The organism is Comamonas brasiliensis (genome assembly GCF_018292285.1).
In the GTDB taxonomy this organism is placed as follows: Bacteria; Pseudomonadota; Gammaproteobacteria; order Burkholderiales; family Burkholderiaceae_C; genus Comamonas; species Comamonas brasiliensis.
Map to the genome: position 1 here is coordinate 520,884 of NZ_JAANES010000002.1, position 22,697 is coordinate 543,580.

At 51.6% G+C, this 22,697-nt stretch carries 19 protein-coding genes; 1 reads left to right on the forward strand and 18 read right to left on the reverse strand.

Annotated features, from left to right (window positions below; translation table 11 throughout):
• Positions 1 to 149: 149 nt before the first annotated feature.
• The 8 genes from DJFAAGMI_RS10800 to argB all read right to left on the reverse strand — a co-directional run bounded on the left by DJFAAGMI_RS10800 (position 150) and on the right by argB (position 10,426).
• Positions 150 to 2,552, reverse strand: a complete 2,403-nt coding sequence (locus DJFAAGMI_RS10800) for a 3-hydroxyacyl-CoA dehydrogenase/enoyl-CoA hydratase family protein (protein WP_211457142.1) — start codon at positions 2,550 to 2,552, stop codon at positions 150 to 152.
• A 201-nt stretch (positions 2,553 to 2,753) separates the two neighbouring features.
• The gene (locus DJFAAGMI_RS10805; RefSeq protein ID WP_043006786.1) at positions 2,754 to 3,197 is read right to left on the reverse strand and encodes a DUF2147 domain-containing protein; all 444 of its coding nucleotides are present in this window, start codon (positions 3,195 to 3,197) and stop codon (positions 2,754 to 2,756) included.
• A gap of 87 nt (positions 3,198 to 3,284) precedes the next feature.
• Positions 3,285 to 5,081, reverse strand: coding sequence for an acyl-CoA dehydrogenase C-terminal domain-containing protein (locus tag DJFAAGMI_RS10810; protein ID WP_211457143.1), 1,797 nt, complete (start codon positions 5,079 to 5,081; stop codon positions 3,285 to 3,287).
• A gap of 74 nt (positions 5,082 to 5,155) precedes the next feature.
• On the reverse strand, positions 5,156 to 5,962 hold the full coding sequence (locus DJFAAGMI_RS10815) for a TetR/AcrR family transcriptional regulator (protein ID WP_167004217.1): 807 nt from the start codon (positions 5,960 to 5,962) through the stop codon (positions 5,156 to 5,158).
• A 187-nt stretch (positions 5,963 to 6,149) separates the two neighbouring features.
• Entirely contained in the window at positions 6,150 to 6,845 is a 696-nt protein-coding gene (slmA, locus tag DJFAAGMI_RS10820) for a nucleoid occlusion factor SlmA (protein WP_019044025.1), read from the reverse strand.
• A 175-nt stretch (positions 6,846 to 7,020) separates the two neighbouring features.
• Positions 7,021 to 8,520 (reverse strand): sensor histidine kinase, encoded by a 1,500-nt coding sequence (locus tag DJFAAGMI_RS10825; protein ID WP_211457144.1) that lies wholly within the window; start codon positions 8,518 to 8,520, stop codon positions 7,021 to 7,023.
• Positions 8,521 to 8,649: 129 nt separating this feature from the next.
• A complete protein-coding gene (locus DJFAAGMI_RS10830) occupies positions 8,650 to 9,369 on the reverse strand; it encodes a response regulator transcription factor (RefSeq protein WP_003051054.1) in 720 nt (239 codons plus the stop codon).
• A gap of 157 nt (positions 9,370 to 9,526) precedes the next feature.
• Positions 9,527 to 10,426, reverse strand: coding sequence for an acetylglutamate kinase (gene argB, locus DJFAAGMI_RS10835; protein WP_167004212.1), 900 nt, complete (start codon positions 10,424 to 10,426; stop codon positions 9,527 to 9,529).
• Positions 10,427 to 10,574: 148 nt separating this feature from the next.
• On the opposite strand from argB, the gene DJFAAGMI_RS10840 reads away from it, so the two are divergent.
• Positions 10,575 to 11,684, forward strand: coding sequence for an MraY family glycosyltransferase (locus DJFAAGMI_RS10840; RefSeq protein WP_211457145.1), 1,110 nt, complete (start codon positions 10,575 to 10,577; stop codon positions 11,682 to 11,684).
• Here DJFAAGMI_RS10840 and DJFAAGMI_RS10845 read toward each other — a convergent pair.
• From DJFAAGMI_RS10845 to DJFAAGMI_RS10890, 10 genes are read right to left on the reverse strand one after another with little or no spacing between them, the layout of a single operon-like run.
• Positions 11,670 to 12,170, reverse strand: a complete 501-nt coding sequence (locus tag DJFAAGMI_RS10845) for a WbuC family cupin fold metalloprotein (RefSeq protein WP_211457146.1) — start codon at positions 12,168 to 12,170, stop codon at positions 11,670 to 11,672. The genes DJFAAGMI_RS10840 and DJFAAGMI_RS10845 overlap by 15 nt on opposite strands.
• Before the next feature lie 2 nt (positions 12,171 to 12,172).
• The gene (locus DJFAAGMI_RS10850) at positions 12,173 to 13,363 is read right to left on the reverse strand and encodes a glycosyltransferase family 4 protein (protein WP_211457147.1); all 1,191 of its coding nucleotides are present in this window, start codon (positions 13,361 to 13,363) and stop codon (positions 12,173 to 12,175) included.
• Positions 13,364 to 13,378: 15 nt separating this feature from the next.
• Positions 13,379 to 14,509 carry a non-hydrolyzing UDP-N-acetylglucosamine 2-epimerase gene (gene wecB / locus DJFAAGMI_RS10855; RefSeq protein WP_211457148.1) on the reverse strand — a complete coding sequence of 377 codons (1,131 nt, stop codon included), beginning with the start codon at positions 14,507 to 14,509 and terminating at the stop codon, positions 13,379 to 13,381.
• 4 nt (positions 14,510 to 14,513) lie between these two features.
• On the reverse strand, positions 14,514 to 15,557 hold the full coding sequence (locus tag DJFAAGMI_RS10860) for a polysaccharide biosynthesis protein (protein ID WP_211457149.1): 1,044 nt from the start codon (positions 15,555 to 15,557) through the stop codon (positions 14,514 to 14,516).
• A gap of 24 nt (positions 15,558 to 15,581) precedes the next feature.
• Positions 15,582 to 16,442, reverse strand: coding sequence for a dTDP-4-dehydrorhamnose reductase family protein (locus DJFAAGMI_RS10865; protein ID WP_211457150.1), 861 nt, complete (start codon positions 16,440 to 16,442; stop codon positions 15,582 to 15,584).
• Entirely contained in the window at positions 16,432 to 17,469 is a 1,038-nt protein-coding gene (locus DJFAAGMI_RS10870) for a glycosyltransferase (RefSeq protein ID WP_211457151.1), read from the reverse strand. The genes DJFAAGMI_RS10865 and DJFAAGMI_RS10870 overlap by 11 nt, the downstream gene beginning before the upstream one ends.
• Positions 17,459 to 18,640, reverse strand: coding sequence for a glycosyltransferase family 4 protein (locus DJFAAGMI_RS10875; RefSeq protein WP_211457152.1), 1,182 nt, complete (start codon positions 18,638 to 18,640; stop codon positions 17,459 to 17,461). Before DJFAAGMI_RS10875 ends, DJFAAGMI_RS10870 begins: the two co-directional genes overlap by 11 nt.
• Positions 18,637 to 19,983: an oligosaccharide repeat unit polymerase gene (locus DJFAAGMI_RS10880; protein ID WP_211457153.1), complete on the reverse strand. Its 1,347-nt coding sequence runs from the start codon at positions 19,981 to 19,983 to the stop codon at positions 18,637 to 18,639. The genes DJFAAGMI_RS10875 and DJFAAGMI_RS10880 overlap by 4 nt, the downstream gene beginning before the upstream one ends.
• Complete coding sequence (locus DJFAAGMI_RS25180; protein WP_211457154.1) at positions 19,962 to 21,242, reverse strand: lipopolysaccharide biosynthesis protein; 1,281 nt, start codon at positions 21,240 to 21,242, stop codon at positions 19,962 to 19,964. The genes DJFAAGMI_RS10880 and DJFAAGMI_RS25180 overlap by 22 nt, the downstream gene beginning before the upstream one ends.
• Positions 21,243 to 22,670 (reverse strand): mannose-1-phosphate guanylyltransferase/mannose-6-phosphate isomerase, encoded by a 1,428-nt coding sequence (locus DJFAAGMI_RS10890; protein WP_211457416.1) that lies wholly within the window; start codon positions 22,668 to 22,670, stop codon positions 21,243 to 21,245.
• Positions 22,671 to 22,697: the final 27 nt, after the last annotated feature.

The window sequence follows — 22,697 nt, forward strand, 5'->3', positions numbered from 1 at the left end:
TAACCTGTGTGCAAGGCTTCAATTGCTTCGCGGCGCATATCAGCAGCCAGCGAGCAAGGGCCGCCCCGCAGCGTTGCTGGCGTCCCCCTTCCCGCAAAGCGAGAGAAGGGGGAAGGCGCGCAGCGACTCAGGGGGATGCTCATATCAAATCAGTTGCGAACCGGCTTGCCGGTATTCAACATGCCCAGGATTCGTTCATGGGTCTTGGGGTGGGCAATCAGATGACAGAAAGCCTTGCGCTCCAGGCTCATCAGATAGGCCTCATCCACCAGCGTGCCGGCATCGACATCGCCGCCACAGACCACATTGGCGATCAGGCCCGCAATATGCTGGTCGAACTCGCTGATGAAGCCGCCGTCGCGCATATTCACCAGCGAACCCTTGATCGTTGCCTGGCCGCTACGGCCCGCCACGGGGAAGCTACGCTTGTGCGGCGCACGCCAGCCGCCGGCCGCCATGGCCTTGGCCTCGTTGATGGCCACGAACAGCACCTCGTCCTTGTGGGCCACGACGATGTCGCTGTCCAGCAGATAGCCGAGCTTGCGCGACTCCAGCGCGCTGGTCCCCACCTTGGCCATGGCCGCGGCCGTGAAGCCTTCGGTCAGGAAGGGCAGCAAATCCTTGCCGGTGCTGGTGGCCGCATTCTCGGCAGCACGGCGCGCGATATAGGTCAGGCCGCCGGCGCCGGGCACCAGACCCACGCCGACTTCCACCAGGCCGATATAGCTTTCCATGTGGGCCACGCGACGCGCCGAGTAAACCGCCATCTCGCAGCCGCCGCCCAGCGCCAGCCCGTGAATGGCAGACACCACGGGCACCTGTGCATAACGCAGGCGCAGCATCAGATTCTGCAGCTCCTGCTCGATGCTCTCGATGGCGTCCGCTCCACCGATCACAAAGGCAGGCATGGTGGCCTCCAGGTCGGCGCCCACGCTGAAGGGCGCATCGCCGGACCAGATGACCATGCCGTCGAAGTCGCTCTCGGCCGTATCCACCGCCTCCATCAGACCTTCCATGACTTCGGGGCTGATGGCATGCATCTTGTTCTTGATGCTGGCGATCAGGACCTTGCCGTCCAGCGTCCAGGTGCGCAGCGCCCTGGTTTCGGCAATCGTCGTGCCAGCCGTCTGCCAGTCGGGCAGATCGGTTTCACCCAGCAGTTTCTCGGGGAAGAGCTGGCGCTCGTACACGGGCAGCACACGGCGCGGCACAAACCTGTTCTGTGCAGGGCTCCACGAGCCATTGCCCGTATGCACGCCGCCGGCCTCGGCCACCGGACCCTCGAAGACCCATCGGGGCAGCGGCGCCTTGCACAGCGCCTTGCCGGCGTCGATATCCTCCTGGACCATCCTGGCCACCTCCAGCCAGCCGGCTTCCTGCCACAGCTCGAACGGGCCCTGCTTCATGCCGAAGCCCCAGCGCATGGCCTGGTCCACATCGCGTGCGCAATCGGCAATGGATTGCAGATGCACGGCGGCATAGTGGAAGCTATTGCGCAAAATGGCCCAGAGGAACTGGCCCTCCTTGCCCTCGGCATTGCGCAGCAGCTTCAGGCGCTCTGCAGCGGGCTTTTTGAGCATGCGGCCGTAGACCTCGTCGGCCTTGCCGCCTGCGGGAATGTAGTCCTCGCTGTCGAGCTCGAACTGGAAGATGTCGCGGCCGACCTTTTTGTAGAAGCCCTTCTTGGTCTTCTGGCCCAGGTTGCCCAGCTCGATCAGCTTGGCCAGCACGGGCGGCGTGCCGAAGCTGCCGTAGAAGGGATCGGTCTCCAGGCTCAGATTGTCCTGCAGCGTCTTGACGACATGGGCCATGGTGTCCAGGCCCACCACGTCGGCAGTGCGGAAGGTGCCCGAGGAAGCACGGCCCAGCTTCTTGCCCGTGAGGTCGTCCACCACATCGAAGGACAGACCGAAGTTCTCGACCTCCTTCATCGTGGAAAGCATGCCGGCGATACCGATGCGGTTGGCAATGAAGTTGGGTGTGTCGTGCGCACGGACCACGCCCTTGCCCAGCGTGCTGGTGACAAAGGCTTCGAGCTGGTCCAGCACCTCGGCCTGCGTGGTGGGCGTGTTGATTAGCTCCACCAGCTGCATATAGCGCGGCGGGTTGAAGAAGTGGATGCCGCAAAAGCGCGGCTTGATGGCGTCGGGCAAGGCCTCGGACAGCTTGGTGATCGACAGGCCCGAGGTATTGGATGCCAGCAGTGCATGCTTGGCGACGAAGGGCGCGATCTTGTGATACAGGTCCAGCTTCCAGTCCATGCGCTCTGCAATGGCCTCGATCACCAGGTCGCAGCCCTTGAGCAGCTTCATATGCTCTTCGTAGTTGGCCGGCTGGATCAGCTCCACATCCTCGGCCACGCCGATCGGCGAAGGCTTGAGCTTTTTCAGATTGGCAATGGCACGCTCTGCAATGCCGCTCTTGGAGCCTTCCTTGGCCGGGAGGTCAAACAAAATGACCGGCACCTTGACGTTGACCAGATGGGCGGCGATCTGCGCACCCATCACGCCCGCGCCCAGCACGGCGACTTTTTTCACATTGAATCGGGACATGATTGCATTCATTTCAGTTATTCATAATGCGCACGGCGCATGAAACTGGCGCGCCCCAGATCAGGGCAGCCGAGCAAGGGCCTCGGCCGGCCGCACCGCCCCGCAGCAAGGGCTGCGTCCACTCCACCAGCGCGTAGCGCGAAAGAGAGGGGGAAGGCGCGCAGCCGTCCAGGCGCAGCGACTCAGGGGGCTTCATTTCAATTACTGAACGCGGATCCAGGTCTGGGTACGCCAGAAAGGACCAATGGAGCCACGCACTTCCAGCTTCTGGCCTTCGTCGATGGGCGTCAGGCGCACGGCATAGGTCTTGCCGTTTTCGGGATCGAGAATCCTGCCGCCTTCCCAGACCTCCTTGCCTTCGACCTTTTTGACGCCGCTGATCAGCGTCATGCCCACCACGGGCTTGTCCTTGAGCTCGTCCTTGCACTCGGTGCACAGCGCATTCGGGTCCGCGCCCTTGCGCAGCAGGGCCTCGACCTTGCCCGTGACCACGCCGCCGGCCTCGGTGATCTTCACCTGCGCCTTGGGCGTGTTTTCCTTTTCATCCATGCTGCGCCAGGTGCCTACGGGCGACATCTGCGCCCAGGCTGCGGACATGCTACCCGCTACCAATACAAGAGCTGCTACCGCTTTGATCTTCTTCATTTCCGAGTCCTTTATATTCAAAACAAGGGATGAATAAGCGCATGCTGCTACTCTTTAAATAGCGAAGCAGCACGCACCTGCGGAACATCAGGCCAGGGCCGCGTCGCTGTCCATCAGCGACTGGCTGCCAGCGCGAGCAGTGCGCATCAGCGTCGCCGTCTCGGGGAACAGCTTGGCGAAGTAAAAGCGCGCGGTCTGCAGCTTGCCCAAGTAGAAGGGATCTGCATTGCCGGCCGCGATCTCGCGCAGCGCCACCTGGGCCATGCGGGCAAACAGGTAGCCGAAGACCAGATGGCCGGCCACACGCAGATAGTCCACAGCGGCGGCGCCGACTTCGTCGGGGTTCTGCATGCCCTTGAAACCGATCTCGGTGGTGAACTTGGTCATCTGCTCGCCCAGCACGGCAATCGGCGTGATGAACTCGCTCATCTTCTCGTTGACGCCTTCTTCCTCCACCAGTTGGGCGATCAGCTTGCCGAACTTCTTGAGCGTCGCGCCCTGGTTACCCAGGATCTTGCGGCCCAGCAGATCCAGCGCCTGGATGCCGTTCGTGCCTTCATAGATCATGTTGATGCGCGCATCGCGCACAAACTGCTCCATGCCCCATTCCTTGATGAAGCCGTGGCCGCCGAAGACCTGCTGGCTCAGCGTCGTCGCCGTCCAGCCGTTGTCGGTGATGAAGGCCTTGACGATGGGCGTCAGCAATGCCACCAGCTCGCCGCTGTCCTTGCGTACCTTCTCGTCGGGGTGGTGCAGCTCCTTGTCCAGCAGCAGACCGCAGAAGGTGGACAACGCGCGACCGCCTTCGGCATAGGCCTTGGCCGTGAGCAGCATGCGGCGCACATCGGGGTGGACGATGATGGGATCGGCCGGCTTGTCCTTGGCCTTCACGCCCGACAAGCTGCGCATCTGCAGGCGGTCCTTGGCATAGGCCAGCGCATTCTGGTAGGCCACTTCGGTCAGCCCCAGCGACTGGTTGCCCACGCCCAGACGGGCCGCGTTCATCATCACGAACATGGCCTGCAGACCCTTGTTGGGCTCACCCACCAGGGTGCCGATGGCACCGTCGATATTGATCTGGGCCGTGGCATTGCCGTGAATGCCCATCTTGTGCTCCAGCGCACCGCAGAAGATGGGATTGCGCTCGCCCAGCGAGCCATCGGCCTTCACCTTGAACTTGGGCACGACGAACAGGCTGATGCCCTTGGAGCCGACGGGCGCATCGGGCAGACGCGCCAGCACCAGGTGCACGATGTTGCTGGTGAAGTCATGCTCGCCGGCCGAGATGAAGATCTTGTTGCCGGTGATCTTGTAGCTGCCGTCTGCCTGAGGTTCGGCCTTGGTGCGCAGCATGCCCAGGTCGGTGCCGCAATGGGGCTCGGTCAGGCACATGGTGCCGGTCCACTCGCCGCTGGTCAGCTTGCCCAGGTAGATCTTCTTCTGCTCCGGCGTGCCGTAGGCATGCAGGGCCTCATAGGCGCCGTGCGACAGGCCGGGATACATGGTCCAGGCCTGGTTGGCGCTGTTGAGCATTTCATACAGCGCCGAATTGAGCACGAAGGGCAGGCCCTGCCCGCCATACTCCGGATCGCAGGACAGAGCAGGCCAGCCGCCTTCGATGAACTGCGCATAGGCCTGCTTGAAGCCCTTGGGCGTGGTGACCTCGTGGGTCTCCTTGTTCAGCGTGCAGCCCTCTTCATCGCCGGAGATATTCAATGGGAACGCGACATTCGCCGCAAATTTGCCCGCCTCCTCGACCACCGCGTTGATGGTGTCGGCATCGACCTCCGCGTACTTGGGAATCTGCTGGTAGGTCTCGGTGACCTTGAAGACCTCGTGCATGAGGAATTGCATGTCACGCAGTGGCGGGTTGTAGCTGGGCATGGGTCGTCTCCTGTGATGGTTGCGCGTTGAACGGTTTGCTTTTGGTTGTGAACTGACGCAGGTTGCGGACGGCCTCAGGCGGCCGGCGGCTCGCTGGCATAGCGCGCCAGAATATTGTTGAAGCCTGCATGGGCCCGCTCGATCGAGCCCTCGCTATGCAGAAAGCGGGCCTCGTAGTGCAGGGCCAGAATCAGGCCGTGAATCTCGAACAGCAACTGGCTGGCGTCCGCATCGGCACGCAGATCGCCGCATTCCTGGCTTTGCACGATGGTGCGGCGCATGGCGGCCAGCCAGGTGCTGACGGACTCGGCCAGCGCATCGCGCACCGGCCCCGTACGATCGTCGAACTCCACCGCCCCGCTGATATAGATGCAGCCGGAATCGATCTCCATGGAGGTGCGCTTCATCCAGTTGCCAAACAGCTCGCGCAGACGCGGAATGCCGCGCGGCGCCTCGATGGCGGGGTAGAAGACTTCCTGCTCGAAGCGGTCGTGGTACTCGTGCACCACGGAGATCTGCAATTCCTCACGCGAGCCGAAATGGGCAAACACGCCCGATTTGCTCATGCCCGTGAGCTCGGCAATCGCGCCAATGGACAGGCCTTCCAGGCCGATATGGGTTGCCAGATTGAGCGCCGCCTCCACAATCGTGGCCTTGGTCTGCTGGCCTTTGGCGAGCGAGCGGCCCGCAGACCGGGCGGCTGCAGCCTCGGCGGCCTTACTGGGGCTAACCGCAGCTTGCGCCGGAGCGTGCAGCTTGCGAGACTTTGCGCTAGTCTTCGCAGTCCCGGCCTCCCCGTGCTGCCCCGAACGGCCGGCCCTATGCGCCGCATCCCTGACTGCGGGAGAAGTGGAAGAACGGGAAACGGGAGACGAGGCCATGAAACTCTCAATAAAACGAACGTTCGTTCTATTTTGCACAGTTTCCAGCCTGTTTTGACTGCGTCAAGGGTAAATACTTAGGCTTTTTCTCGCCAGGTTTTCGCCGGCTCTCGTCCCTCGAGATGCAACAAAAAACGCCGCCAGTCCGGGGACTGCGGCGTTCTTGAAGAAGTGCCCGGGAAGGGACTCAGACCACGACCATCATGGCCAGGCTGGCATCCAGATGCTCGGTAGGCAGGCGGCGAAAGCCCGAGCGGGCATAGCGCTGCAAACGGCCCAGCGCAAATGAAGTCAGCACACTGGCCGCGACCGATGCCTCGGCCGTCGGCGCAGCAGAACCCATGGCGCCGGCCGCAGGACGCAGGCATTGGCGCAAGGTGGACTCGATGCGGTCAAAGAACTGGTTCATGCGGGTCTGCAGACGCTCGTGCTCGAAAACAATGGCGTCGCCGACCATCACGCGCACCATGCCGGGATTCTTTTCGCCGAACTGCAGCAGCAATGCCACCACGCGGTTGGCATTGCGCACGCCCGTGATCGGGTCATGCGCAGCCTCGGGCACATCGCGGCCCACGATCTGCTGCACCAATGTGAAGACGGACTGCTCGATGAACTCGATCAGGCCTTCGAACATTTGGGCCTTGCTGGCGAAGTGACGGTACAGCGCCGCCTCGCTCACACTCAAATGGGCTGCCAGGGCTGCCGTGGTAATGCGATCGGCACCCGGCTTTTCCAGCATGGAGGCCAGTGCCTGCAGGATTTGCTCGCGGCGTTCGCCGGGCTTGGGACGCTTGCGCGCGGGAGCCATGGCGGGAGCGGCAGGACTGTCCTCCGCGGGATTTTCAATATTGGAAACAGGCGACAGGACTTCAGACTCAGACATAGGCGACTCAGTATTTATTAGCAATTTTCTCACAGCCAGTTGCACTGTTAAGCACACGACTATCCTTACCGGCAGGCGTCAGGTGCGTCAAACCAACCTTAATAAACAGCAGGCTTGCGGTCTCCACCCCAACTTTCACCCCCGCTCTCACCAACACGCAAGCGTAACCGAGAAATTAACCTTTGAGAGCTTCAGATACCGTTTGAATGCCTTCTGAAACTGATTGAACCGGAATTTCAAGTCTTACTAATAAGCCTTTACCGAAACTTCCATCTGCAAAACTCAGTACACCTTGATGCAATTGCGTTATTTCGTCTGCAATTGCGAGGCCCAAACCGGTGCCCTCTTCGACTACGCCCTGGGCGCGATAAAAGCGCTGGGTAATCTGGCTGCGCTCTTCCTCGGGCACGCCAGGTCCGTCATCGTCAACCTCGACAAAAGCCCATTGCTGCACACCCGCCATCTGCAGCAAGGTGGCATCGTCCGTGCCCACGGGCCGGGGGCGCAGACCGCAGCGCAAGGTGACGCTGCCGCCTCGGGGCGTGTACTTGATGGCGTTTTCCACCAGGTTGGAAACCAGCTCGCGCAACAGCCAGCTATGGCCCCAGACCGATGCCGGCTCGACCTCCAGACCGAAGTCCAGCTCCTTGATCGACGCGCGATCGATAAAGCTCTCGAGCATGCTCTCGCAGAGTTCCTTGAGATCCACCTCCTGCAGCGGCTGCACCTCGGCATTGCGCGCATCGGCACGCGACAGGGCCAGCAACTGACGCGCCAGCTGCGAGGTGCGCCGCGTTGCATCACGCAATTGCTCGATCTGCTCCACCGTGAGCACGACGTGTGCCGGCTCCCCGGTCCTCTTGGCCAGGCGTCTGGCCTCCTGGCCGCTCAAGGCCCAGGCTTCCACCTGGGTCTGCAAGGCCGCCAGCGGCGTGCGCAGCTGATGGGCCGCATCGGCGACGAAACGGCGCTGGCCCTCGGCCTGCGCATTGACCAGCGAGAACAGCCGATTGAGCGAGCGCACCAGGGGCCGCACCTCGGCCGGCGAAGTCTGCTCGTCAATCGGGCTCAGATCGCGCGGCGAGCGGCGCTCGACCGCCTGAGTCAGCTTGTGCAGCGGCTTGAAGGCCCGGCTTACCGACCAGTAAATGGCCACGGCCGCGCCCGCGATCAGCAGCAGATTGGGCAGCAGCACATGCATCAGCAACTGGCGCACCCATTGCTGGCGCACATCGCTGCTGTCGGCCAGCATGACGACCATTTCGCCGGCGCCATAGGTTTCGGCCTTGAGCACGGCAACGCGATAAGTCACCCCGTCATGCTCCTGGCTATGGAATTCCGCCGTGCCGGTCGCCGGCACATCGAAGCTGATCCAGGCATCCCCGGCCACCACATTGCCTTGCAGATCGCCCACGGCATAGCCGGCTTCGTCGCCCTGATTGCGCAAAAAGTCTTCGACACTGGGCGTCAGCGACACCAGCGGCGGCGTGCCGTCCGCAATCGAAGGCGCTAGCACCGAGTCGGCCAGCGCCGGCAGCAGGCGCAGCAAGCGCTGGTCATGCTGGGTGGACGCCTCGTCCGCGGCGCTGTAGCTGAACCAGCCGCCCATGGCCGCCAGCAGCATCAGCGGCACCAAAAGCAGAACCAGCAGCCGAAAACGCAGATTGGCGGTCATTAATGCTTATTGAATGAAACTTTGAGTATTCTATTTTCATAGCTGCAAGCGCTTCATTAATAACCAGTTCAGCTATATAAATAACCAAATCCCATATCAATCGGGCGCAAGCAGCTATCAAATAGAGAATCAAACGGATTCTGGCATCAGCTCCAGCCGATAACCGAAGCCGCGAATGGAACGCAGGGCCACGCCATGCGGCTCCAGTTTGCTGCGCAGGCGGGACACATAAACTTCCACGGCATTCGGCGTGATTTCACGGTCCCAGCCGGTCAGGGCCTGCAGCAGCTTCTCCTTGCTGGCGGGCTTGGGAGCATTGAGCAGCAGATACTCCAGCACCGTCCATTCACGCGGCCCCAGATCAATGGGCAGCAGGCGGCCTTCGGTCTCACCCTCCTGAGGCAACTGGCGCGCGCCGGCACGACGGCCCGCCGTATCCAGTTCGATGCAGCCGAAGTTCAGCACTGCCGAAGTCGCCGCCTGCGAGCGGCGCATCAGCGCACGCAGGCGCGCCAGCAACTCGGGCAGCTCGAAAGGCTTGACCATATAGTCGTCGGCGCCCCAGTCCAGGCCCTGCACCCGGTCCTGCAGCGCATCGCGCGCCGTGAGGATCAGCACCGGCATGGCCTTGCTCTCCACATCGCTGCTGCGCAGGCGGCGTGTCAGCTCCAGGCCATTGATGCCAGGCAGGCCGATATCGATCACCGCCACGTCAAACGCCTCCTGGGCCAGCACCTCCAGCGCGCGCTCGGCGCTGCCCACCCAGTCCACGGCATAACCGGCATCGGAAAGACCCAGCTTGATACCGCTGGCCACCATCACATCATCTTCCACCAGAAGCAAACGCATAAAGTCCTACCTCGCTCAAAAACAAAAGCCGCCCAAAGGCGGCTTGCGGCAGAGTCTCGAGCACGGCTCCGCCCGGGAAAGCCCTGCGGCGATGTTAACGCCATATGTGAAAAGTCACTCGAGAAGAGCAACCACATGTCAGGGCCAGACAGGCTCATCAATGACTGCGAATCATCGTGCCATACGCTTGGTCCGTCAAAATTTCCAGCAGCATGGAGTGCGGCACGCGTCCATCGATGATGTGCACCGCATTCACGCCGGCCTTGGCAGCGTCCAGGGCGCCGGCAATCTTGGGCAACATGCCGCCGGAAATCGTGCCGTCGGCAAACAGGCCATCAATCTCGCGCGCCGTCAGATCCGTCAGCAGATTGCCGGCCTTGTCCAGCACACCCGGAGTGTTGGTTAAAAGCACCAGCTTTTCAGCTTGCAACACTGTTGCGAGTTTGCTTGCAACCACGTCGGCGTTGATGTTGTAACTTTCATTCTCTTCACCAAAACCGATAGGGCTGATCACCGGAATGAACGCATCGTCCTGCAGCGCCTTCACCACGCTGGGGTCGATGGCAACGATGTCACCCACCTGACCCACATCGTGCTCGATGCTTGGATCCTTGTTGTCCAGCATCTTGAGCTTCTTGGCGCGAATCAAGCCGCCATCACGCCCCGTCAGGCCCACGGCCTTGCCACCCGCCTGATGGATCAGACCCACGATGTCCTGCTGAACCTCGCCAGCCAGCACCCACTCCACCACTTCCATGGTTTCTTCATCCGTGACACGCATGCCCTGAATGAATTCACCCTTCTTGCCAAGACGGCCCAGCGCCGCCTCGATCTGAGGTCCACCACCATGAACCACCACCGGGTTAATCCCCACCAGCTTGAGCAACACCACATCTTCCGCAAAGTCGGCCTGCAAGGCAGGATCGGTCATGGCGTTGCCGCCATACTTGATGACCATGGTCTTGCCATGGAACTTGCGGATATAGGGCAGTGCTTGCGCCAGGATTTCAGCTTTGTCGCGGGGTGCGATCTGGGTGGTGGGGTCAATGGTGGTCATAGATCAAGGCTCTGTCCCGTGGGACAATGTTCAAGTCAGATGGGCTGCATTGTGCCGCAAATGCTCTTGGAGACGAGCAAGATGCCAACTTCCCCGAGTCAGCTACCATCGATATAAAACATAAAACGATTCCACATCCACTCACTCCATGAATTCGATAATTCTCTCTGTTCAAGAGTTATTCAGGTATGACGCGTTTCTTGCAGGTTTGGCTTCGTTTATCACCTGCGTGTTGCTGGTTACCACCCAAAAATGGCATGGGAGCTTTTCCATGGACTCTAGTAGTGGGGTACAGAAGGTTCACACCACCCCGACTCCACGAATTGGTGGCATCGGTATTGCCATAGGCGTCTTTGCAGGTTTCGCGGCCTCGAGCCATGATGCAGCTGCCGCAGAGAAGCGAATGATTCTTAGTGCTATCCTCATGGCAGGGATACCCGCTTTCATTTTTGGCCTTTTGGAAGATTTGACAAAAAAGGTATCGGTAAAAATCCGTCTCCTAGCCACCATGGCCTCTGGCGTTCTAGGCTGGGGAATTACAGGAACATCGCTCACCCACGTCGATATTCCTGGCCTTGATTTCTTACTGGGCTTTACCATCATCTCCGTGATATTTACTGCCATCGCTGTTGGCGGGGTTGCCAACTCTATCAACATCATTGATGGCCTGAACGGTCTTACAGCGGGCACCGCAATGATTATTCTTGCCGCCTTCGGTATCATCGCAAGGCTGGTGGGGGATATCCCTCTTGCCTTTACCTGCTTGATTATTGCGGGTTCTGTTGCAGGTTTCTTTTTTGTCAACTGGCCAAAGGGAAAGATATTTTTGGGAGACGGAGGCGCGTATTTTCTTGGGTTTACACTGGCATGGATTGCCGTGCTTCTTCCAGAGCGCAATCATTCTGTTTCCCCATGGACCAGCCTGCTGGTTTGCTCCTATCCTATTATTGAAGTAGGCTTTAGCATTTTGCGGCGATCTCTCCGAGAAGGCTATAGTCCAACTGAGCCGGACTTCTTTCACCTGCACTCTTTGGCCAACAAACGCTGGGCACGAAAAATATTCTCCAATTTTTCAAAGCCTATGCAAAACGGGTTAACCGCCCCTTTTCTCTGGATCTATGCAGCAATCCCCTGCACATTGGCAGTCCTGACCTATCAGAGCAAACTATTGACTGCTGCGTCTTTCATACTCAGCTCTTTATGCTATTTGATGTTCTATCGAAAGCTGGCATTCTTCAGATGGCTACCCAGGAAGTGACACATGCTTCTTCAAGGCCTCCAGGTAAATCTGACCTTCTTGAGTCATTTCCTCGGGAGCCCAGGAGGCGAAATACTTAGGAGCTTCCGGATCGAAGGGCCCCCCCTTCATTTCAAGCAATATAGAGCCGCTTTCAAGTGAAATGACTGTGTGCCATTGCCCCGGCTGAACCTCGACCCCCACGGCCACGTCCAGCTCCTCTGCGTGATTTCCTGCGCCGAATAGGTGAACAGCCTGCACTTCCCCTTTGCTTCCAAACACCATGAAAGCCAGCAAACCCTTGATGGCAATCAGAGTCTCCGCCCCCTGGTAGGGGCCGTGGCAGTGAGGCCTTAGATAGCTATCGGGCTCAATCGCATTGAAGAATCGCTGGCATGCCTCCTGATAGTCAGCGTGCAGGTTCTTGTGCTTTCGCCTTCTGGGATTGGATTTAGCCTCATCTATCAATGAGCCCATCAAATCCCCAGAGAAAACTCGTACCGACATTATTATCTTTCTAGTTCCTGAACGATTTGTCTCACAGCCTGCGAAGGCGAAAACATTTTTTCATATACAGCTCTACATCTTTTCTGAAAATCGGCATCCGTCTCGACAGAATTGATCAAAGCATTAGCCTTTCGCTCTAAGTCCAGGATGTCAGCGCTCTCGCAAGCCACACCAACACCTTCGCTCCTTATGATCTCCGCAAGATCATTGCCAGGGTTTATGTTTGCCAGAACGGGAATGCCGCTTTGCATATATGAAAGAAATTTCCCGGGAATGTTGTGGGATTTATGCCTCTGGTCCAAAGAAACAATACCTGCGAAGCATTGCTCATAAAGTGCAGGAATCTCATCAGGATGGATCTCATCCTTGAATTCCATGTTATCCAAAGACCTTCTCCGAGATTCCTCAGCCAGCCTTTTGGCCTCACTACCACGACCAACAAACAAAAATCCAATATCGCGACGATCTTTAAGTTTTTCTGCCAGATCTATCAGGATATCCATTCCCTGAGCGACGCCCATATTCCCAGCATACACAAATATCTTTCGACCAGCCAGAGTCGTCCTATTGATCGATATCGAGCAACTACCTGGCTTCGTATCCGCAAGCCAGTTCTGAAGCACCACCAGCTTTTTTCCCTTGCCCTTTTTCCAATCCTCAAAATATGCGATGTTCCCAGGAGTTTGAACGCCGATGATATCGGCCACAGAATATTGATAGCGGGCCACTGCGCTGAAGAAACGGTAAATAATTCCCCTTCCCATCAAGCCCATATCAACAGCCCACTCAGGGAATATATCTCTTATTATCAGATAACCTTTGCAATCACTGGCTTTCTTCAAGTCATTGACAAAAGGCGCATGAAATATGGAAGGGGCATACCAAGCAACGCCATCCCATTTTTCGTGACGCAAAGGGGACTTTTTATAGCCCCTTTTCATAAAAAATGGCATCAGAAATTCTGACAATGTTCTTCTCGCGTAACTAACGTCCTTTGTTTTAGGGGACTTCAGCCTCAAGACCTGGAAACCATCCATTTTTTCAAGAAGAAAATCCTCCTTAATTTCCCAGGATGGAAGAATGACCGTCAACTGATGGCCTTGTAAAGTAAACTCACGCGATAAATCCCTGAGCTGAACAGCTCCAGAACTCCGCAATGGAGGAAAAGTGTCAGCGATCAGGGCTATTTTCATCGGTCCGAGCCAAATTTAGTACTTTTTCCAGATTACCCGATTCACATAATCGGTATAGCTGTGAATGATACGAAGCACTTTGTCGCTTACATTTGGCATGCTGTAATCTGCTACTTGAAGCAACAGTCGTTCATCGCCGCGCGGCTGATTCTGCAAGATCGCCAGTCCCTGCAACACTCGCTCCTCTTCCAAACCAACCAGCATCACCGCAGCTTCTTCCATGCCTTCATGACGCTCCTGCGCCTCGCGCAGGTTTAGCGCAGGAAAATTCAGAATAGATGACTCTTCGGTGATCGTACCACTGTCCGACAGGACAGCCTTCGCCGACATTTGGAGCTTGACGTAATCACTGAAACCAAGAGGCTTGAGCAGTTGCACCTTGGAATGAAACGTCACACCCATCGTGTCTACTCGCTTCTGCGTACGCGGGTGCGTAGAGACAATTACAGGCAATCCGTAGTTCTCCGCAACCGAATTCAGCAAATTCACCAATTTACGGAAGTTAACGTCGGAGTCCACATTTTCTTCGCGATGCGCGCTAACCACAAAAAACTGATCGGCTGACAGGCCCAAGCGTTCAAGCACATCGGATGCATCTATTCGAGGCTGATAGTGAGCAAGAACCTCAGCCATTGGACTACCCGTCTTGATCACAAGATCCGTTGGCAGCCCTTCGCTCAAAAGGCACTCTCGTGCGATAGAGCTGTAAGTCAGGTTCACATCGGCCGTATGGTCCACAATACGACGATTGATCTCTTCGGGTACACGCTGATCAAAACAGCGGTTACCTGCTTCCATATGGAATACCGGAATCTTACGCCGCTTGGCGGGAAGCACCGCCATGCAGCTATTGGTATCTCCCAACACCAACAATGCATCGGGCTTCTCCAAAGCCAACACACTATCCACTGCAATGATCACCTTCCCGATAGTCTCTGCAGCGCTGCCGCCAGCTGCATTGAGGAAGTGGTCAGGCTTACGTATGCCCAGATCGTCGAAGAAGATCTGATTTAGCTCATAGTCGTAGTTCTGGCCGGTATGCACTACAACATGGTCGCAGTATTCATCGAGCTGCGCCATCACGCGCGAGAGACGGATGATCTCCGGACGAGTTCCCACTACCGTCATGACTTTTAGTTTTTTCATCGTCTTAGTCCTCTGCTACGACATGCTCACCTTGAGCAATACGCTGCATAAATTCCAGCTTCAGAAGCAATGCTTTCATCCCATCGACATCCAAACGAGTCGTATTGTGGGAGTTGTAATCTTCCCCGTGGGTGTTGTCCGTCAGTTTGAGCTCACCCTCTTCGAAATACTTGCCGTAGTTCAAATCACGACCGTCTGGCGACACTCGAAAGTATTCACCCATGTCCTCAGCGTTGATCATCTCTTCACGGCTAAGCAGTGCTTCGTACAATTTCTCACCATGGCGAGTACCTATTACATTTACTGGATGCTCAGGTTGACCCATTACTTGTAGGATCGCTTTTGCCAGAGTTTCAACTGTTGCTGCTGGCGCCTTCTGAACAAATATGTCGCCGTTATTACCGTGCTTGAATGCATACAGCACCAAATCCACCGCATCCGCCAGAGTCATCATGAAGCGTGTCATGGATGGATCTGTGATAGTAATAGGCTTTCCTGTCAACACCTGATCGACAAACAACGGAATCACCGAACCACGAGAGGCCATCACATTGCCATAACGAGTACCGCAAATCACTGTATTTGTGTTCTCCAGGTTACGGCTAGCCGCGACCATTACCTTTTCCATCATCGCCTTGCTAATACCCATGGCGTTGATGGGATATACAGCCTTGTCAGTGCTGAGGCAGACCACCCGCTTGACGCCGGCCTGGATAGCGGCTTCTAACACGTTTTCCGTACCCAGTACATTCGTTCGTACTGCTTGCATAGGATGAAATTCGCATGAAGGCACCTGCTTGAGCGCCGCAGCATGAAAAACATAGTCTACGCCGCGCATTGCTTGCTCCACGCTGCGTGCATCACGTACATCGCCAATATAGAACTTCAGCTTTGGACTGTTGTATCGCTTGCGCATGTCGTCCTGCTTCTTCTCATCGCGACTGAAGACACGGATTTCCCGAAGATCAGAATTTAAGAATCGACGCAACACTGCATTACCAAATGAACCGGTCCCACCGGTAATCAACAAGACTTTATCTTTGAACATAGATTAATCTTCTGAATATTGATATTAATGAAAATCGTGCATAGCTTGCACTAAATCCTGCCAAGGAAATGGCTGAAACCCTGTCGCATTGCGAAATCGCGTTGAGTCCAATGAGCGATCAATAAGCAAATGATCATCTGGTAGGATTTCTATATCCTTTTGATAAACCTTTGCCACTATCTCCAATAAGTCAAGCTTATTGATTGGCTCGGCTGACACATGATAAAGACCACTAATTTCTGGGTGGGGAATAACGTGATTATGGATTAGGCGCGCAATTTCTACGGTAGGAAGACCAGAAAATATCGCGCGACGATAACCCTTCACAGCCCCTTGCTGAGAAAGGAACCACCCAACAAGACTACGCGCGCCACTCAACTCATGGCCTATGATTGAAGTTCTTAGAGTAATTGCATGTGGATAGTCAACCTCTCCCAACAATTTACTTCGGCCATACATATCTTGAGCGTCAGGGATATCACTTTCAGTATACATCCCTCGATATCCAGAGAATACACAATCAGTACTGAAGTGTATTAGTCGAGCATTAATCATCTCACACATAGAAGCCAGACGATGTGGCAATAGAGAGTTTATTGGAATTGCTGCCAATGCATTTTTCGACACCGATAGCTGCTTTACCAAACCTACACAATTAATAACCAAATTTGGTTTGACAGAGGAGAATAAAGCAATCAGGCTATCTGAGCTCTCAACATCCACACCCGAAACGATCCTCGATCGCATCGCTTTAGGAAACAACAAAGAAGAGTCTGAGGAACGCACGCTCCCCCAAACCTCATAAGAAGAAAACTGTGATAAGAATCTAAAAATAGAACTTCCCAGCATTCCAGAAGCTCCAATTACAAGAATTTTATACGTCATGTCTCACCTCAAACACTTGATGTAGGAAAGCAGCAGGGGAATCGAAGCAAAAATCTGGCTCTTTATACTGCATAAACCTCTTGACTGCACGAGCTATTGACAAAGGAGACTTCGGATCAAAAGTTTGAACAGGAGTACAAACATCTCGAACATAATCAAGCTCTGATGCCACAATAGGTACATCCAAAATACTGGCTTCCACCAACGGCAATCCGAAAGACTCCAGAAGAGAAGGATATATTAAGGCATGAGATGATTTATACAAAGAACTTATATCCTTGTGTGGAACGAAGCCCAAATCAACAATTTTTATTTTGTGTTCTTTTATCAAATCATCGAGCAAAGTCTTGATCCGTGAATCCCTATCACTTAATGTAATAGCCAATTTCGGATAAATCCCCTCTTCACTCAATATCTTCCAAGCTAAAAATAAATTACAATGATTCTTATGCGCCTCACCATCGGCGACATAAACAAAGTCCCAGTCATTTTTTATATTCCTGGAGTCATCTACCTTCAGATATCCAAATGGTGAAATTTTTATGTGTTGTCTTTTTTGGTTAACCCTCTTTACAAGAAGACTTCTCATTGAAGCCGTTTGCACAAAGAAAGTATTTACTTTCTTTTTTAAGAAAGAAAACAATAATTTTTCAATCGATATACGAATTCTGGTTTTTAGCTTAAATTTACTTAAGTCAATTTTATCTATAATGATTCTGTTTTGAATAAACAAAAAAATACCAGCATTACTGCTTATTAATGGAGGAATTCCATTGAGGCATAAGACCCTTGCCCCCTTAGAAGAGGACATCCAAAGATCCACCTCGGAAAGAAGCCGCCCCCAAATCCCTGTTCTTACCCAGGTAATATTTTTATCATCTGCATCAATACAAATTATTTTCTTAAATCGGCAATCCAAGTAATATCTTATCTCATAGCTTTTAGCGCTCTTGATTAAATCATTCAATAGAACAGCGCCTCCACCAGCATGGATATTTGGAGCAAACACTATATTATTATTTTTCATATACTTTATTCAACGCCAAGAATTTCTCCACTCTGCTATTCCATGAAAAATTTTTCATCATTAAATTTCTTGAACTCTCCCCAATTTCCCTTGCGAGTTCTTTATTTTCCAGAACAAGCTTAATCTTTTCAATAAATTGAGATTCGGAGTTGGCAACCAGTCCATGAGTAGAATCCAAAAATCCCTCAATCCCATTGAACGCGGTCTCATCGCCAACAACAACACATGCTGAAGCCATCGCTTCAAGCACCTTATTGATTGTCCCGTAGCCCTTGAATATAGGGGCAACAAGTATCTTGGATTTAAAATAGAATGAATCCAGTTCATCAACAAAAGGTATGTATTCTATCGATAAACTCTTAAAGAATTCTATGTCTTTATTCGTTGCGCCTTTGCCAATAATTATAAAAGATGGACGAGGCTTACTCAATTTAGAATAAACATTACTAATAAACCAATTTAAGGAATTTTTATAGAAATCATCCAAGGTACCAACAAATATCAAATCATATTCTTTATCTGAATTACCGATAAAATAATTCTCAGAAACACCATTTTTGAGTTCGATTACGTTGAGTTTCTTATTATTTTTCTCTTCAAAGAAATCGACTTCCTTCTGAGACTGAACAGCCACAAAACTCGCCTTCTCCAACAAGCCACTCTCAATAGAAGACATTGCAGAAGCTCTCAAACTATAAAGCTTCCTGAGTAAGAAGTTATTCTTTTTCTTTGATAGAGCACGCAAAGTTAATTCATAGGAATCATTAACTGATGCAATTGTATCTTTCGCGTCTATTCGTAATTCATTCTTGAATTTTAACCACAGAGCAAAAGGACGAATTGGACTAGCCCATATCAAGTCATAAGACGTGAGAAATTGATGAGGCTCTTTCTCACCAGCTAAATTCCAGCTCTCGAAAATTGCTTCATGTCCACGCAATTCATTGAAGAGGCCTCTGAATTTATTTTTTCGTGTTAATGGAACTCTATGAAAATAATTAATGAATGGCATTAGACCAGCATCAATCGGATAATTGTCGCCTGTATCAAAATACAGTAAGTCAACCAAATATCCCCTCGAATGAAATTGCTTAATGAAGTTAGCAACCGGGATAGTCACGCCATTTCTAGCAGGGAATGGAAATTCATCGACGACAAAAAGTACTTTCATATTTTCCTCTGACCTGCAAAATAGCTAAATACGTATATTATTATGGAGAATATAATCATCTTTTCAATCCCCCCATAATACCCATCTGCACATAGATATATAATTAATGCGGGAAGAGTCCCTAACAAGCAATACTTTAAAAGTATATTATTTGATTTACATACGAACAATATTAAGAAATTAATTAAAAATCTAAATGAAAATCCATAGAGAACACATAAAAGTGCATCGTCTAGAATTGCAAGCATTCCTAGAATTCCAGGCGCAAATGTACTCTGCACCGAATCGTGTTGACCTAGTAACTCTTGGGCAATATAGAAGTCCAATGGCTTCTGGTTAAATTGATTTCCAGGAACTATCCTTTCCAAAAAATCAAAAAACAAATATCCAAAAGAAAAAACACCCCTAACCAAATTATTTTCAATTAAAGAAACACCAAAGAACGTTCCCTCAGTCAATCTATTGGAGAATGGATTAATATCATAAATATTGGATGAAGTACTACCATCGCCTCCCCGGACGTAATTCGCAATGGGATTCAACAAAAACACATAAATCAGCAACAATATTACTAACGGAAGAATTAACTTATAAATTTCCTTGTATTTCTTCCTTGAAGCATATCCAAAGAAAAAAGATAAGAAGATATTTAACAATGGACTTTTCCAGCCACATGCCAATTTATATAGTACGTAGCCAGAAATCAAAATTAACAGCGTTCTTTTATACTTCAAAAAAGAAGCATCATCAAAACCGATGGCAAAACTTATGAGGCATGCCAAATAATCTATCGGAAATGCATAATAGTAAATGCCGGAATTCCCAAGAGTTGTCGAGCGCCCCGCAATATTATAATCAAACAAAAAACTAATCAAAATCATAAAAAATAGCGACCCGAAAAACCAAACAATAGCGCTTCTCACAACAAAGTCCGGTTGCAAAGAATTAATTTTTATTGTTTTTATTTTAAACTTCACTATAGATCCAATCCACCATCCGAAAATACATAAAATCAGATAACATATTGAATAATTAACTGTTTTTCTTTCTACAAAGATTTCGCGGAAATCACCACCAATAAAAGTATTAAAGCTCCCCCACTTCAATAAAGAAATCAAAGGAACCCCAACAAAAAAAGTCACACTTATATAAAACAAAATATCAAATACATCACCTTTTTTTATTATAAATAATAGAAAAAAAAGCAAAAACACAACAAAAAAATACGGATAAAGACTATCCGCACAAAATGAAAGTAAAAATATAAAAAATATGGGAAGCAACAGAAAAATTATAGTACCACCACTATAATTAGCCCTTATTAATATTGTTTTACTTTCCATTTTATATGTTTTTTCGCAAATAGAAAAGCGATAAGGCACTGCGCCCCAAAATAGATCGGAACCGCTATCGCAGCCCCACTTAATCCATAATGATATATAAATAGAATGCCCACACCAACAGATATAAGAGCACCAAAAAATTCAGTTACCAAAATAGCTCTGGTATTTTTATGCGTGTAGCAAATTCTATTCGCCACATAGGATAGAACAAGTAATCCATTACCAGCAATAATCCAAGGGAGCAAATGTGCAGCATCTCTATAACTTTCTCCCAGAAATAAACGTGCAATATAGGACTGGAAGAAGTATGCAGTAAGGAGAGCGACAGATACCCCGGCAGTAATCAAAAAACCCCACGCAATAATGTATTTATTTTGCTGCCTAAAATTTTTCTCAATTACAGCTGCGACATAAACAGGCCTTATTGCTGACTCAACGACCGACCCCATCATTAATATGGGTTTGCTTGCCAGACTGTAAATAGCCACATACAAACCCACATCAGTTGCAGTTAGCAAGCCCCCTATAATATATCTGTCAGACATTCCTGAAATCCAGCCAATTATCCCCAGAGGCAGCAAAGGCAATGTATATATCCATATTTCTTGATTAAGAGAATTGCCTTCAATTTTTGATTTGACTATTCTTATTTTAAAATCTTTATCTAAAAAGCTCTTCACAAAGAAATATGATAGAACAGCACCAACCAATGACCCTGCAAGCAAAGCCGTCAAGCTGCTGTCAAAAATATATACAACTCCCGCACCGAATAAGGGGCGCAACCATGAATCACAGACAATCCAAATTGAACTGACTTTATGGGACCTCTTTGCATTGAGAAAGGTCACATGCTCAAGTCTCAAGACTTCAAAAAAAATCAAAAATACAACAAAAATTAAATCAATTATCGTCAGGTAGCCAAATAGCAGGCACGCTATTGATAAAATTAGCAATACGGGTGACAAAAAAAACAGTAGCCTCGATACTTGACTTTGCGTTATTTCCCACAAGTCATTAACTTCTCCTTTCTTTGAAAACTTCGGATAATAGGTAAACACTGCTTGCATTGTTGGATTAACGAATCCATTAGCAACAAGTATAATAATTCCGAGTATTAAACTAAATTGTCCAAATATTTCCGCAGGAGATATTTCAGTTAAAAGTCTAATCCCTATTAACTGACCTGCACCAGCAAATATACTTAAAATCAATAACCAGAGTCCATCCGAGATAACCGATTGCTTTACTACTTTAGGCACCTAATTAACTCTTCCGTATTGATCAAAAAATCTGACAATGTCATCCTCTCCCAAATAGTCTCCGCTTTGAACCTCAATTATTACCAAGTCTAGCATCCCAGGATTTTCCAATCGATGCTGGCATCCCGCCGGAATATAGGTAGATTCATTTGCGCGCACGAAAAACTCTTTGTCGCCATTAACGACCTTAGCCATACCACTTACCACAATCCAGTGTTCGCTTCGATGATGGTGCATTTGCAGACTTAGGCTCGCACCCGGCTTGACTTCAATACGCTTCAGCTTGAAACGGCCCCCCTCCCCAAGCACTGTGTAACTACCCCAAGGGCGACTTACTGTGCGATGCAATTTATAGGCTTGATGTCCTTTTGTTTTCAGATTAGCGACGACTTTCTTTACGTCTTGCGCGCGCGAAGGGTTGACAACCAACAATGCATCTGGCGTATCGATGATCATCAGGTCGTGTACACCGACCGTAGCCACTAGACGCTCATGGCTGTGCACATAAGTGTTATGGCTATCAACAAACACGACATCATCACATGTCGATCGGTTTCCATTTTGGTCAGGAGTGGACAAATCGCTAACCGCAGCCCAAGATCCAATATCATTCCAGCCGATATTGGCGGGAACTACTACGACATTATTGGAGCGCTCCATGACTGCATAGTCAATCGAAATATCTGGTACTTGACTAAACGCTTGCGCGGGAATATCGAGCATCTCTCCATGAATTTTCCCTTTCTCCATAGCATTCCAGCAAACTTGGATTGCATTTGCGACATCGGGAGCATGTAATGCCAGTTCATCAAGAAATACACCTGCTTGAAAGCAGAACATCCCTGAGTTCCACAAAAAATTTCCAGAGGAGACGTATTCGCGCGCGATGTCTAAAGATGGCTTTTCCACAAAACGTGCCGCTTTAAAACCTGCGGCACATGCTTCACCAGTTTCTATATAGCCAAATCCAGTCTCTGGCGTGCTGGGAACAATGCCAAAAGTCACAAGTTTTCCGGCCTCTGCGCTAATCCGCGCAGCCGAAACAGCTTCTGCGAAGCGTTCTTGGTCTTGAATCAAATGATCTGCAGGCATGACCAACATCACCGCATCTCGACCGTACTCCGCAGTAACAGCGATTGCCGCCAACGCAATCGCAGGCGCAGTGTTACGCCCCACAGGCTCCAACAAGAATTTCCCTGTAGCTCCTTGTCCAAGTAAGGACAGTTCGTCCTTACTCATAAAGAAGTAGTCCCGGTTAGTGACTGTCATCAGCGCGCTGCCCTCAGCGACCGCTGCTGCACGACGGTAGGTCTTCAACAGCAAGCTCTCGCCATCTGCAAGTTTCATAAAGGGCTTGGGGAAGCCTTCACGAGAGACAGGCCATAACCTTGTGCCAGCGCCGCCGGACAGAACAACGGGAACAATCATCTTTTTATCCATGAACAAATGCGCCTC